Here is a 12,657-nt window from a genome sequence, read left to right as displayed (position 1 = left end):
GGCTGCGGCGGGCGGGCGGGGCTGCCGCCCACCCCGGAGGCTGCGATGGCCACCGGTGGCCCGCGTGGTGCGCAAACACGATTATTTTGAAACCGCATGTTCACTGATTCGCACTGTCATCTCAATTTTCCCGAACTGGCGAGCCAGCTGCCCGCCATCCGCCAGGCCATGGCCGACGCGCGGGTGGACCGGGCCTTGTGCATCTGCACCACCCTGGAAGAGTTCGAGGGCGTGCATGCCCTGGCCATGGCGCACGACAACTTCTGGAGCACGGTGGGCGTGCACCCGGACAACGAAGGCATCGCAGAGCCCACGGTGCAGGACCTGCTGGAGCGCGCCGCCTTGCCGCGCGTGGTGGCCATTGGCGAGACGGGGCTCGACTACTACGGCATGGAGGACCGCAAGGGAGGGCGCAGCATCGCCGACCTGGAGTGGCAGCGCGAGCGCTTTCGCAACCACATCCGCGCGGCGCGGGCGTGCGGCAAGCCGCTGGTCATCCACACCCGCAGCGCGTCGGACGACACGCTCTCCATCTTGCGCGAGGAGGGGGAGGACGGCCTCGGCAACCGCGCGGGCGGCGTGTTCCACTGCTTCACCGAATCGATGCAGGTGGCGCGCGCGGCGCTCGATCTGGGCTACTACATCTCCTTTTCGGGCATCGTCACATTCAAGAGCGCCCAGGAACTGCGCGACGTGGTGGCCTTCGTGCCGCTGGACCGCACCCTGATCGAAACCGACAGCCCCTACCTCGCGCCCGTGCCATACCGTGGCAAGACCAACAACCCGTCGTATGTACCCTACGTGGCCAGGCAGGTGGCCGAAACCAAGGGGCTGGCGCTCGAGGCGGTGGCCGAGGCCACGAGCCGCAACTTCGACGCCTTGTTCAAGGGAGTGACCGAATGATCCACCATCGCCGCAACGTGTTGGCGACCCTGGTGCTGGGGCTGGCTGCTCCCGCTATCTGGGCAGGAGCCTACGAGGATTTTTTTGTCGCCATCCTGCGCGATGACGGTGGCGCCATCACCGCGCTGCTGCGCAGGGGGGTCGACCCTGATACGCGCGACCCGAAAGGCCAGGTGGGCCTCACCATCGCCTTGCAAAACGGCGCTTCCAAGGCCTTCTTTGCACTGCTGGCCGCACGGCAGGTGAATGTGGATGCACGGAACGCACAGGACGAGAGCCCCTTGATGATGGCCGCGCTCAAGGGCAACGTGGAGGCCGTGAAGGCGCTTCTTGCACGCGATGCGGATGTGAACAAGACGGGCTGGACGCCCCTGCACTACGCGGCGTCCGCCGGCTCGCCCCAGCATGCGACGATCATCGCGCTGCTGCTGGAAAACCATGCGTACATCGATGCCGCTTCGCCCAACGGCACGACCCCCCTCATGATGGCGGCGCACTACGGCTCCATCGAGTCCGTGCAGCTTTTGCTGGACGAGGGCGCCGACCCCACGCTCAAGAACCAGCTGGGCCTGACCGCCACGGACTTCGCCATGCGCGTGAGCCGCACCGATTCTGCGGAACGGATTGCCGCTGCCATACGCAAGCGCCAGCCCAACCGGGGCAGGTGGTAGGGCTCCTGCGAGGGTTTCCCGCGCGGGGTGGCGCGGGTTCAGTGGAGTGCGGCGGTTTCGCCCGAGGGCGGCCGCGCCTGCAGGCGCGCGTACAGCCCGCCCCGCGCCATCAGTTCGCCATGGGTTCCTTGCTCGGCAATGCGTCCACGCTCCATGACGATGACCCGGTCCGCATGTTCGATGGTGGACAGGCGGTGGGCAATGACCAGCGTGGTGCGCCCCTGCATCAGGCGCTGGAGGGCGTCCTGCACCAGCCGTTCCGATTCGGTGTCCAGCGCCGAGGTGGCCTCGTCCAGGATCAGGATGGGGGCATCCTTGTACAGCGCCCGGGCAATCGCCAGCCGCTGCCGCTGCCCGCCTGACAATTGGGTGGCGTTGTGGCCCACCACGGTGTGGATGCCCCGTGGAAGCGCCGCCACGTGTTCCGCCAGGTTCGCGGCTGCCAGGCATTCCTGCACGCGCAGGTCGTCCACCTCGCGCCCCAGCGCCACGTTGGCGGCGATGGTGTCGTTGAACATCACCACGTCCTGGCTCACCATCGCGAACTGCGACCGCAGCGATCCCAGGTCCCACTCGGGCAGGGGGCGGCCATCCACCAGGATGTCGCCCGACGCGGGCATCACGAACCGTGGCAGCAGGTTGACCAGCGTCGTCTTTCCGGCGCCGGAGGGGCCGACCAGGGCGACGATTTCACCGGGCTCCACGCGCAGGCTGACCTGGTCCAGTGCCGGGGCATGGTCGGGGCCGTACGACACCGTCACCCGGGACAGCTCCAGCGCGCCCCGCACGCGGTCCGTGCGGTACTGGCCGCCTGTTTCGGCGCCGGTGTCGCCCAGCAGCGCGAGTCCCCGTTCAAGGGCCGCCACCCCCCGGGTGATCGGGCTGGCGACATCGGCCAGGCGGCGGATGGGAGCTATGAGCATCAGCATGGCCGTGATGAACGACACGAAGCCGCCCACCGTGACGTCCTTCGCGTCCACCGCGCCACGGCTTTGCCACAGGGCGATGCAGATCACCACGGAGAGCGCCGCGGCGGCCAGCAACTGCGTGAGCGGTGTCATGGCCGCGGACGCAATCGTCGACTTGATGGCCAGGCGGCGCAGGCTCTGGCTCAGCCCGGCGAAGCGCCCGGCCTGGCCGGCCTGCGCGCCGTGCAGCCGCACCATGCGGTGCGCCAGCACGTTTTCCTCCACCACGTAGGCCAGCTCGTCGGTCGCCTGCTGGCTGCTTTTTGTCAGGTGGTAGAGGCGCCGGGAAAGTGTCTTCATGATCCAGGCCACGCCCGGCACCACCACCGCCACGATCAGCGTGAGCTGCCAATTGAGGTACAGCAGGTAGGCCAGCAGCGCCACCAGCGTGAACCCGTCACGCGATACGCCCAGCAGTGCCTGCACGAGCAAGGTTGCGCCGGTCTGCACTTCGTACACCACGGTGTTGGACAAGGTGCTGGCAGACTGCCGCGAGAACAGGCCCATTTCCGCCGCCAGGACCCTGTCGAACAGCGATTGCCGCAGCGTCAGCATGCCCTCGTTGGCTATGCGTGCCAGCGCGTACTGGCCGACGAACTGCGCGACGCCGCGCACGAAGAAAACGCCCAGGATGGCCAGGGGCACCATCCACAGCTGCAGGGTTCCCTGGGTGAAGCCGCGGTCCAGCAAAGGCTGCAGCAGCGCGGGAATCAGGGGCTCGGTCACGGCGCCCACGAGGGTGGCGACAACGGCAAGGCTCCAGGCCATCCGCTGGTTGCCGAAGTAGACCGATAGCCGCTGAAGGCGCTTGGTCAGGCTTGCGGCAGGAGGAGGAGGGGGGGGGGCGGGCGTGGCGCCCGGGCCTGAATCTGTGGCTTGCATGTGGCCCGGATTCTACGGTCGCGGGCTGTCCGGGCCTGCACGCTCCTTTGAGCAGTGCCCATTGATCGGATGCGGGCCGGCGCGGCAGGAAAAAGCCAGCGCCCGAAGGCCATGCGCACGGTTGGCTCGAAATCAAGGCCGATGGCCCTGGTGGCCGCACAGTTTGTCACAGGGGTTTTCCCGCTGTGTGTAACATTCGGGTTTGCCCTTCGGCATTTGTTCGGCTACCGCTGGATGCCAATGACCACAGATCGAATCTCTACACACCCATCTCCTGCGGCTTTGCCGCATCCCTTGCGCCGCCAGGTACTGGCCGCGCTCATTGCCACTCCCGCCCTGCCAGCACTGGCGCAATTTCGCGTCGAGGTGACGGGCGTTGGCCTGACCCAGCTGCCCATTGCGATCGCTCCGTTCCGGGGCGAGGCGCAGGCGCCCCAGAAGATGTCGTCCATTGTCCAGGCCGACCTGGAGCGCAGTGGCCAGTTCCGTGCGGTGGATGCGTCGGGCGCGGTGCTGGACGAAACCGCGCGCCCCGATGTGGCCCTGTGGCGCCAGAAAAGCGCGGATTCCCTGGCAACCGGCAGCATCACGCGCCTGGCGGATGGCCGCTTCGACATCCGCTTTCGCCTTTGGGATGTGGTGAAGGGGCAGGACCTGGGCGGGCAGAGCTTTGTGGTCACGCAGGGCGATCTGCGCCTGGTGGCCCACCGCATCGCCGATTTCATCTATGAAAAGCTGACGGGTGAACGCGGAATTTTCTCGACCCGCATTGCCTACGTCACCAAGACCGGCCCCCGCTACAGCCTGTGGGTGGCGGACGCCGACGGCGAGAATGCGCAGTCGGCCCTGTCGAGCCCCGAGCCCATCATCTCGCCCGCGTGGTCACCCAATGGCGGCCAGCTCGCCTACGTCTCGTTCGAATCACGCAAACCCGTTGTCTACGTGCACGACGTGGCCTCCGGCCGCAGGCGCCTGATCGCCAATTTCCGGGGCTCCAACAGCGCGCCCGCCTGGGCTCCGGACGGACGCTCCCTGGCCGTGACGCTGAGCCGTGATGGCGGCTCCCAGCTCTACACCATCGACGCCAATGGCGGCGAACCGCGCCGCCTCATGCAGAGCTCGGGCATCGATACCGAACCCGTGTTCTCCGGCGACGGCCGCAGCATCTACTTCGTGAGCGACCGGGGTGGCGCACCGCAGATCTACAAGGTCCCTGCCTCTGGCGGCAATGCGGAGCGTGTCACTTTCACGGGCAGCTACAACATTTCCCCCAGCATCAGCCCGGATGGCCGCTGGCTGGCCTATATTTCCCGCGTTGGCGGGGCTTTCAAGCTGCACGTCATGGACCTGTCCTCCGGCACCGTGAATGCAGTCACGGACACCACGGCGGACGAGAACCCCAGTTTTGCTCCCAATAGCCGCCTCATCGTCTATGCCACCCAGCAGCAAGGGCGCGAAGCGCTCATGACGACCACGCTGGACGGCAAGATCAAGGCCCGGCTCGCGGGGCAGGCGGGAGATATCCGCGAGCCCGACTGGGGCCCATTTCAAAAGCAATGAACTTATCCGCACTTTCAGTTACCAAGCTTTCAGGAGAATTTTGGATGATCAAACGCATTACCCTTGCCCTTACCGTTGTCGCATTGATGGCCGGATGCAGTTCCGGCGTGAAGCTGGATGACGTGCCTGTCGAAGACAAGAACGCCACGTCCACCATGGGCACCAACAGTGGGGCCAACTCCGGCAACACTGCCCAGAGCGGCGTGGCCGGCGTGGACCTTGGCCAGTCGGGCCGCGATGCGGCCGGCCCCGTGGGTGTGAGCCGCATCGTCTATTTCGACTACGACAGCTACGTGATCAAGCCTGAATTCCAGTCCCTGATCGAAGCGCATTCCCGCTTCATCAAGTCTGGCAACGGCCGCAAGGTCATGATCGAAGGCCATACCGACGACCGTGGTGGCCGCGAGTACAACCTGGCCCTGGGCCAGAAGCGCGCCGAAGCCGTGCGCCGTTCGCTCGCGCTGCTGGGTGTGCCAGACAACCAGATGGAAGCCGTGAGCTTTGGCAAGGAAAAGCCCGCCGCCCAAGGCAATAGCGAAGACGTGCACGCACAGAATCGCCGGGCAGAACTGTCCTATCGTTGATGCGTACGTTGTCTTTTCCTGTGCCCTACCTGTTCAAGGCACTGGCGGCCGGGGCGCTGTCGGCGGCCTTGCTGCCCGCGGCGCATGCAGCCCTTTTTGAGGACGACGAGGCCCGCCGCGCCATCATCGAAATGCGCCAGCGTGTTGACGGGCTGCAAATGTCCCAGCAACGCGCAGCCGAAGAAATGCGCAGGCTTGGCGAAGAGAACGGCCAGCTCCGGCGCAGCCTGCTTGATCTGCAGGGGCAGATCGAGACGCTGCGCATGGAGCAGTCCAAGCTTCGGGGCCAGAACGAGCAGTTGCTGCGGGATGCTGCGGACCTGCAGCGGCGCCAGAAGGACATTGCCCAGGGAGTGGATGAGCGCCTGAAGCAGTTTGAGCCGGTGAAGGTGACGGTGGACGGCCAGGAGTTCCAGGCCGACCCCGCCGAAAAGAAGGACTTCGAAGCGGCCCTGTCCGTGTTCCGTTCGGGCAAGTTTTCCGATGCGAGTTCGGCATTTGCGGCGTTTGTGCGGCAGTACCCGCGCAGTGGCTTCGTGCCTTCCGCCCGCTTCTGGCTGGGGAACGCCCAATATGCCACCCGCGAGTACAAGGAGGCCATCAACAACTTCAAGCTGATGCTGGCTGATGCCCCCTCCCATGCCCGTGCGCCGGAAGCGGCCCTGTCTATCGCCAACTGCCAGATCGAACTCAAGGACACGCGGGCCGCGCGCAAGACGCTGGAAGATCTTCTGCGCGCCTACCCGCAATCTGAAGCTGCGATGGCGGCCAAAGAACGCCTTTCCCGCTTGAAGTGATGCCCGGCGCACCGTCTGTTCAAGCGGCGCCGTACCCCATTGTCGTGCCTGAGTCCGCCGCCCCGGATCGCCGTTTCGGCGGACTGGAGCGGCTGTACGGCGTGCAGGGCGCCGCCCGGATCCGCCAGGCACACATCGCGGTGGTGGGGATTGGTGGCGTAGGCTCATGGGCCGCCGAGGCCTTGGCCCGCAGCGGGGTCGGGCAGATCACCCTGATCGATCTCGACCATGTGTCCGAGTCAAATATCAACCGCCAGATTCATGCGCTCACCGGGACCATTGGACAAGCCAAGGTTCTGGCGATGCGGGACCGGATCGCACAGATTCACCCGGAGTGCACGGTCCATTGCATCGAGGACTTCGTGGAGCCGGAAAACTGGCCTGGGTTGCTTCCCCTGCCCGTTGATGCGGTGATCGATGCCTGCGATCAGGTCAAGGCCAAGACGGCCATTGCGGCATGGGCCCAGGCCAGCGGGGTGCTGCACATCACCGTGGGTGCGGCGGGTGGCAAGCGGCATGCGCACAAGGTGGATGTGGACGACCTCGCGCGGACGACCCACGATCCTTTGCTGGCGCAACTGCGCTATCGCATGCGCAAGCACCACCGCGCCGCGCGCGAAGGCAAGAAGATCGGCGTGGACTGTGTCTTCAGCCGAGAGGCTGTGGCTCCGCCGGATGCGTCATGCCAAATCGATGGGGATGGCTCCCTGAATTGCCATGGGTATGGTTCGGTCGTCGCCGTGACGGCCACCTTCGGCCAGTGTGCCGCGGGCTGGGTGCTGGACAAACTTGCCGCAACTTCCAGGAAGGCCGTAAAAACAACGCTATAATCCAAGGCTTTGCAGCCATCGACCACGATTGCTGCAACAGGTCGGGACGTTAGCTCAGTTGGTAGAGCAGCGGACTTTTAATCCGTTGGTCACAAGTTCGAATCTTGTACGTCCTACCACCCGATTTCTTGTGTGATATGAAAAGCCTGCTATTGAATAAATAGCAGGCTTTTTTGTTTTGGGTTCAGGAATAGCCTCAGATGGGCTCATCACTACCCAAAAAAGGTAGCGTGCTACCCGGCGCCCCGGTAGGGTCCCCGTACCATGGCAAGCATTCAAGAAAGACCGGGTGGCGAATGCGGCTGTCAGCGGTCATCAGGATCGCGGCCCGAACCCTTTCAGCTACACCACTGCGGGTCGGACCGAGAAAGGTCTGCCGGCGGAAGTGGCTTGGCGCTGCGTGCCGCCATGGCAGCTCCCTATAGGTAGCAAGTGAATTCAACCGTCCGATACACTTGAACACATATGTATTCATATGGAGGAGCGGAGATGAACTTGCGCAGTGCCTGCGTCGGCTTGGCGTTCTTGGCCGCGGCGAACGCGGCCCAAGCCATTTACACGATCAACATCGATCAGGTGGGCGCGGATGTTGTGATGACAGGCTCCGGCTCGCTCAATACGAGTTCAATGTCTGCGTTGACAACCATCGGGTTGTGCGCTGCAGGACACGGGTTGATCCACAACAACGCTATCTGCATCGGGACGGAAACGACTGCCGACATGTTCAGCGGTGTGCTATTCCCAAGCTTGACTGGCGTAGCCTCCACACCACAAGCCGGCACTGGTTCCATGGGGCCTGGCGTCTACATTCTCGGTGCCGATCTTTATTTGCCCGAGAACTACATCTCTGAGGCTTCCATCTCGAACTCAACGACGTTCGCGGGGACAACCCTCGCGGGAGCGGGGCTGACCGTCGGAACCCGAACGCTCTTCCTGCCCTCGGGCGACGAGATCATCATCAACATCGGGCTGGCTCCGCCGCCAGTTGTCCCCGCCGCCAACATTCCTACCTTGAGTGAGTACGCCTTGATGGCCATGGCGTCAATGATGGCCATGCTGGGCGTCGCAGCAGTGAGACGCAGGCGGGGCTGAAGGCTGCCCGGGCTTTCCAGCAGGAACCCCGATCAGCGGCAGCGCCACTGCCGGGCCCCAGCTATGCACACAGGACCCGAAGTTGACGTGTCGGTTGACTTTTGACGTTGGCGGGTGCACGCCATCTGGCAGTTTCAGGCTGCTTGCTGCTGCCAATCAACCAACGTCCGCCCCAGGTCTTTTGGGTGGCCACGAGGACCGCAGCGTGTTCCTGGATCGCTGCGGGCCAGCTTCCGCACATCGACAACAGCCACGGCATCGCGCCGCGGGGGAACCTCCAGGCGGCGTGCACAGCGCTAGGCCACACGGCCATTCTTGAAGACCGTGCGTTCGGTTTCGCGCGGCTGGCTGCCGTCGGGCTGGCTTGCCATGCGCACCACGGGGCCCTGCAGAAAGCCTGCCACCAGTTGGCCTTCGCGCCATTGGCGCATGTCGGCATCGAGGCTCAGCATTTCGACCAGGCGCCCCGTGCCCTGGGGGGCCAGGTCGTTTCCCTGCGCGTCCAGGCAGCGCAGGTAGCGCGTGGCGCCATCATGGCCCTCGATGCTTTCGGTGTTGAGTGCGCCGCTGGGCCAGTAGCGCAAGTGATGTTCGCCCTTGTCTTGGCGCCTGCAGCGCAGCAGTGGTGCGCCGCAGGGGTAGAAGTGCTCGCTGCACAACTCCTCTCCGTACCAGTACAACTGCGTGCTTTCGCGCTGGCCCTGGGCGTCGAAAGCCTCATGCAGGCCATGGTGGCCCAGGCCCAGTGCCAGCCGGTCGCTGCGCACGGACTGCAGGGCGCCACTCATGAAGTGCTCGCCGCTGGTCCAACTGTTGCTGGCCTGGCTGGGGTAGTGGATCCAGTGGCGACCGCGCTCATTGCCAAAGCCCTGTGTCTCGCACTGCAGCAGCGTGCGGTCGGGCGAGAACCAGACCACGTCGCAACCGCAGTCCTGATTCTCGAAGACGTTGGGGCCGATGGGAAAGCCATCCACGAAGCGCAGGCGGTGCGCACCGTCTGCAAGCGTCACATGCTCGACACCGCTGCCACGCAACCCGGGCACGGCCGCCAGGGAGAAATAGCGGTGTGGGTCGCGCACGATGTCCTGCTCCAGCCGCTGGCGGACGGCGTAGTGCAGGGCGAAGAATTCGGTGGCGATGGCTGCAAGGCGCTCCCCGTGCGGGGCGAGCAGGTCCTGGTAGGCGTCCCAGGCATCTTTATCACCGCCTTCTTCTCCCTCATCATCATCATCATCATCATCATCATCATTTTCTTGATCCGGATACGCCTGCGCGACCATATTCCAGATCGCGTGCGCTTCCTCGATCAGCGGCAGCACGGACGCATAGACGGGATTGGCCGCGATGATGCCCGGCACCGCGCTTGCATCGTCCAGATGCGCGGCCACGTTGTCGAAGTACTGATCCACGCCGCCATTGGAGACCTGCGCGTCGAACAGGTCGAAGTAGTACACCGCCCGCGCCAGTGGCGCGAAGCCGTCAGGTCCGGATGCGTGCAGCGCATCGACGATGGCACGGCTGAAGTACGGGGCGCAGCGCAGCAGCGCGGGCCAGTCGGCAAGGGGCAGTCGTGGGCTCATTCCATGTCCTTGTGCTGTTTCAGGAAGGTCTCGCAGACCTCGGGTCGGTTCAGCCACCGGGCCGATTGGTCCTCCATCGCTTCGGCATCATCGGAGCCGGGCGAGGTGATGAACAGCACCGAAGCGTTGGCCCCCTGGCGGTGCCGGCCCAAGAAGCCCTCGTTGTCCAGCCGCTTCAATGCCTCGATCAGGGCGTGAGGCTCCTGGGCCTTGACGGTGTCGGATGAAGCCACGTCACCGGAGCCATGGCCCTGTCCATGGTCTTCATTCTTTATGATCCCGTATTGATAGCTGCTTGCGCTTTGTGGACGGGCGCTGGTGGCTATTTTCATTTACGTCACCTGTACGAAGAAAAGGCCGCTGCAGTCGGTGCTCTCGTTGGCCTGCGTGGGCAGGTACAGGTAGCCTACCCCGTCGGCCAGGTAAAACAGGTTGCGCAGCGGCGCGGGCAGGTTGCCGCCGTCGATCTGCAATGCGAAGGCCAGGCCGCCGAGTTCCAGGTCTTCGTTTTGCAGCCATTGCGGCGCACCGCCGATGAAGGACCGCGCGTCCCCGCCGGCCTGCACGTGGATGCCGTGCGGGGGCAGTTCCAGCGCGCTCTGCACCAATGTGCCGGCCTTGTGCACCAGCACTTGCGTGGTGCCCCGGCGCAGCAGTGCCAGTTCGGTCGGGTCGCCGTGGTAGGTGATCTCGTCGAGGAAGTACGTGCCCGGCGCGTAGGTGGTGAAGACCGAGGCGATGCGGCCCGCGCCGATGTCAATGCCCGCATGCTCGGCCAGGAATGCCGCGGGCAGCGATGCGGCGAGCACCAGCGGCCGGCCCGAGGGGCCGTGCGGCCAGTGGGCCACGCCGCCGATCAGCGCGCCGCCGCCCAGGCGGGGCGCCAAGGGGTGAACGCCGTCAGGGGTGATGGTGAGGGGTGTCGGCATGATTTTGCTTCACTTGTGATGGCTGGTCCCCGCAGGACTTTAAGGTCCCAGACATCCGGGTGATTGCAAAGAACATTCAGTAACACTACCTTAAGGTGCGCTTAATCGGGTTGACTCAAACTTCGAGCAAGTTGCCAATCCGCTGCGCATTGGCTACGCGCTGCACATGTGTCCATACAAGGCTTGCTCCATGATGAACATGAAAATATCGACCCGCCTGTACGGAGCGTTTGCTCTATTGGTATTCCTCCTGCTGGGACTCGCAGCGGCGGCTGCCCTGCAGCTGTCAACCCTCAACGCAGCGACGGTTGAAATCGCCAACGACTGGTTGCCCAGCGTACGCGTGGTCAACGAGATGGATTCCCAGATTCTCAGGTTGCGCATGACGATCATGAGCCATGTGCAAGCCTCTGACCCTGCAGCCATGGAGGCCATCGACAAGCAACTGGCATCGGATCGCACAAAGCTCAATCAGATGCGCGCCAGGTATGAAAAGTTGATCAGTAGCGCGCAGGAGCGCAAAGTGTATGAACTGTTTTCTGAGCAGCGAAAGGCAGTTCTTGAAGTTGATGACCGGGTCCTTGCCCTATCGCGGAAACATGAAAACGACCAAGCCCGCGCCCTTCTGGAGGGGGAGTCCAAGAAGCTCTTTGAAGCCTCCACGGAGACACTCGACAACCTGGTCAAGATCAATAGCAGCGGCGCCGAGGCGTCGCGCATGGAGTCGGAGAAAACCTACTCAAACGCACGTGCCACGTTGCTGGCGGTTGCTGTACTTGCTATCGCGGTGGCGATTGGCGCTGCGCTGTGGCTGGTGAGGTCCATCACCGGGCCTTTGGCGCAGGCTGTGAATTTCGCGGAGCACGTCGCAGGGGGAGACCTGACCACGACCATTCAGATCAAGACAACCGACGAAACAGGCCAACTTCTGGCGGCATTGCAGCGGATGCAGCAAAGTTTGGTGAAAACCGTGGGCATGGTCCGTCAGAACTCTGAAAACGTGTCTACCGCGTCGTCGGAGATCGCCCAGGGCAACAACGATCTGAGCGCACGCACAGAGCAGCAGGCCAGCGCGCTGGAGGAGACTGCTGCCTCCATGGAGGAACTCAACTCCACGGTCCGGCAGAACGCGGACAACGCGAGGCAGGCGAATCAATTGGCCATGAGCGCATCCACGGTAGCCGTCCATGGGGGCAACGTGGTGGGGCAGGTGGTAGAGACGATGAAAGACATTAACGACAGCAGCAAGAGAATTGCGGACATCATCAGCGTGATCGATGGCATAGCGTTCCAAACCAACATCCTGGCGCTGAATGCGGCTGTCGAGGCAGCGAGAGCGGGAGAACAAGGCCGTGGATTCGCTGTGGTAGCTACGGAAGTGCGCAACCTCGCGCAGCGCAGCGCGGAGGCTGCCAAGGAAATCAAGATACTGATTGGTGAAAGCGTTTCACGGGTTGGCCAGGGCGCCACACTGGTTGACCAGGCCGGCACAACGATGACCGAAGTGGTCAGCGCCATCAAGCGCGTGACGGACCTCATGGGAGAGATCAGCGCCGCCAGCGAGGAACAGAGTCAAGGCGTGGCGCAGGTGGGAGAAGCGGTGATGCAGATGGACCAGGCCACCCAACAGAATGCGGCGCTGGTCGAAGAGATGGCGGCAGCGGCGAGCAGCTTGAACAATCAAGCGTCAGAGTTGGTCAATGCGGTAGCGTTTTTCAAATTGTCAGGCGCAGATGGAGCCGTCGTGCGCAGCCGCAAAACCGAGGCGTTCCCAGAACAACGATCTACCGTTGCCGCTCGTCTAAGGTAGCTCGCCGAGGAGGGGACCGCCTTGGTCGATGGCCAGGCGCGGGCTGCGGGC

Annotated in this window: 12 protein-coding genes and 1 tRNA gene; 9 read left to right on the top strand and 4 right to left on the bottom strand. The window is 64.0% G+C overall.

The features are described 5' to 3' along the window. Positions 1–96 precede the first annotated feature (96 nt). The gene (locus tag AC07OD_RS06940; RefSeq protein ID WP_492253328.1) at positions 97–903 is read left to right on the top strand and encodes a TatD family hydrolase; all 807 of its coding nucleotides are present in this window, start codon (positions 97–99) and stop codon (positions 901–903) included. Further along, a complete protein-coding gene (locus AC07OD_RS06935; RefSeq protein WP_494595804.1) occupies positions 900–1,574 on the top strand; it encodes an ankyrin repeat domain-containing protein in 675 nt (224 codons plus the stop codon). The genes AC07OD_RS06940 and AC07OD_RS06935 overlap by 4 nt, the downstream gene beginning before the upstream one ends. Positions 1,575–1,612: 38 nt before the next feature. On the opposite strand, the gene msbA is transcribed toward AC07OD_RS06935, so the two are convergent. Further along, positions 1,613–3,424: a lipid A export permease/ATP-binding protein MsbA gene (gene msbA, locus AC07OD_RS06930; RefSeq protein WP_494595802.1), complete on the bottom strand. Its 1,812-nt coding sequence runs from the start codon at positions 3,422–3,424 to the stop codon at positions 1,613–1,615. 240 nt (positions 3,425–3,664) lie between these two features. Here msbA and tolB point away from each other — a divergent pair, with 240 nt between their 5' ends. The 6 genes from tolB to AC07OD_RS06900 all read left to right on the top strand — a co-directional run bounded on the left by tolB (position 3,665) and on the right by AC07OD_RS06900 (position 8,287). Continuing rightward, the gene (gene tolB / locus AC07OD_RS06925; protein WP_218294807.1) at positions 3,665–4,984 is read left to right on the top strand and encodes a Tol-Pal system beta propeller repeat protein TolB; all 1,320 of its coding nucleotides are present in this window, start codon (positions 3,665–3,667) and stop codon (positions 4,982–4,984) included. 44 nt (positions 4,985–5,028) lie between these two features. Continuing rightward, positions 5,029–5,568 carry a peptidoglycan-associated lipoprotein Pal gene (gene pal / locus AC07OD_RS06920; protein ID WP_218294808.1) on the top strand — a complete coding sequence of 180 codons (540 nt, stop codon included), beginning with the start codon at positions 5,029–5,031 and terminating at the stop codon, positions 5,566–5,568. Beyond that, positions 5,568–6,365, top strand: coding sequence for a tol-pal system protein YbgF (ybgF, locus tag AC07OD_RS06915; RefSeq protein ID WP_218294809.1), 798 nt, complete (start codon positions 5,568–5,570; stop codon positions 6,363–6,365). Before pal ends, ybgF begins: the two co-directional genes overlap by 1 nt. Then, positions 6,365–7,195 carry a tRNA threonylcarbamoyladenosine dehydratase gene (locus AC07OD_RS06910; RefSeq protein WP_218294810.1) on the top strand — a complete coding sequence of 277 codons (831 nt, stop codon included), beginning with the start codon at positions 6,365–6,367 and terminating at the stop codon, positions 7,193–7,195. Before ybgF ends, AC07OD_RS06910 begins: the two co-directional genes overlap by 1 nt. Before the next feature lie 43 nt (positions 7,196–7,238). Then, a tRNA-Lys gene (locus AC07OD_RS06905) sits at positions 7,239–7,314 on the top strand. Between the two features lie 370 nt (positions 7,315–7,684). Continuing rightward, entirely contained in the window at positions 7,685–8,287 is a 603-nt protein-coding gene (locus tag AC07OD_RS06900; RefSeq protein ID WP_218294811.1) for an IPTL-CTERM sorting domain-containing protein, read from the top strand. Positions 8,288–8,583: 296 nt separating this feature from the next. Here AC07OD_RS06900 and AC07OD_RS06895 read toward each other — a convergent pair whose 3' ends face one another. The 3 genes from AC07OD_RS06895 to AC07OD_RS06885 are packed head-to-tail and all read right to left on the bottom strand — an operon-like array spanning position 8,584 to position 10,796. Then, a complete protein-coding gene (locus AC07OD_RS06895; protein WP_494595798.1) occupies positions 8,584–9,867 on the bottom strand; it encodes a DMP19 family protein in 1,284 nt (427 codons plus the stop codon). Further along, a complete protein-coding gene (locus AC07OD_RS06890; protein WP_494595796.1) occupies positions 9,864–10,199 on the bottom strand; it encodes a hypothetical protein in 336 nt (111 codons plus the stop codon). The genes AC07OD_RS06895 and AC07OD_RS06890 overlap by 4 nt, the downstream gene beginning before the upstream one ends. Next, a complete protein-coding gene (locus AC07OD_RS06885; protein ID WP_494595795.1) occupies positions 10,200–10,796 on the bottom strand; it encodes a hypothetical protein in 597 nt (198 codons plus the stop codon). A gap of 190 nt (positions 10,797–10,986) precedes the next feature. Here AC07OD_RS06885 and AC07OD_RS06880 point away from each other — a divergent pair, with 190 nt between their 5' ends. Further along, positions 10,987–12,606, top strand: coding sequence for a methyl-accepting chemotaxis protein (locus AC07OD_RS06880; RefSeq protein WP_494595793.1), 1,620 nt, complete (start codon positions 10,987–10,989; stop codon positions 12,604–12,606). Positions 12,607–12,657: the final 51 nt, after the last annotated feature.

Source organism: Acidovorax sp. GW821-FHT10E03 (assembly GCF_059415205.1).
The sequence above is the reverse complement of the archived record's forward strand: the minus strand, read 5'-3'. Positions and strand labels throughout refer to the sequence as shown.

What these genes read in the sequence shown, in the direction of transcription:
- AC07OD_RS06940 (WP_492253328.1), top strand. Translation starts at nt 97, where the DNA reads ATGTTCACTGATTCGCACTGTCATCTCAATTTTCCCGAACTGGCGAGC.
- AC07OD_RS06935 (WP_494595804.1), top strand. Translation starts at nt 900, where the DNA reads ATGATCCACCATCGCCGCAACGTGTTGGCGACCCTGGTGCTGGGGCTG.
- msbA (WP_494595802.1), bottom strand. Translation starts at nt 3,424, where the DNA reads ATGCAAGCCACAGATTCAGGCCCGGGCGCCACGCCCGCCCCCCCCCCT.
- tolB (WP_218294807.1), top strand. Translation starts at nt 3,665, where the DNA reads ATGACCACAGATCGAATCTCTACACACCCATCTCCTGCGGCTTTGCCG.
- pal (WP_218294808.1), top strand. Translation starts at nt 5,029, where the DNA reads ATGATCAAACGCATTACCCTTGCCCTTACCGTTGTCGCATTGATGGCC.
- ybgF (WP_218294809.1), top strand. Translation starts at nt 5,568, where the DNA reads ATGCGTACGTTGTCTTTTCCTGTGCCCTACCTGTTCAAGGCACTGGCG.
- AC07OD_RS06910 (WP_218294810.1), top strand. Translation starts at nt 6,365, where the DNA reads ATGCCCGGCGCACCGTCTGTTCAAGCGGCGCCGTACCCCATTGTCGTG.
- AC07OD_RS06900 (WP_218294811.1), top strand. Translation starts at nt 7,685, where the DNA reads ATGAACTTGCGCAGTGCCTGCGTCGGCTTGGCGTTCTTGGCCGCGGCG.
- AC07OD_RS06895 (WP_494595798.1), bottom strand. Translation starts at nt 9,867, where the DNA reads ATGAGCCCACGACTGCCCCTTGCCGACTGGCCCGCGCTGCTGCGCTGC.
- AC07OD_RS06890 (WP_494595796.1), bottom strand. Translation starts at nt 10,199, where the DNA reads ATGAAAATAGCCACCAGCGCCCGTCCACAAAGCGCAAGCAGCTATCAA.
- AC07OD_RS06885 (WP_494595795.1), bottom strand. Translation starts at nt 10,796, where the DNA reads ATGCCGACACCCCTCACCATCACCCCTGACGGCGTTCACCCCTTGGCG.
- AC07OD_RS06880 (WP_494595793.1), top strand. Translation starts at nt 10,987, where the DNA reads ATGATGAACATGAAAATATCGACCCGCCTGTACGGAGCGTTTGCTCTA.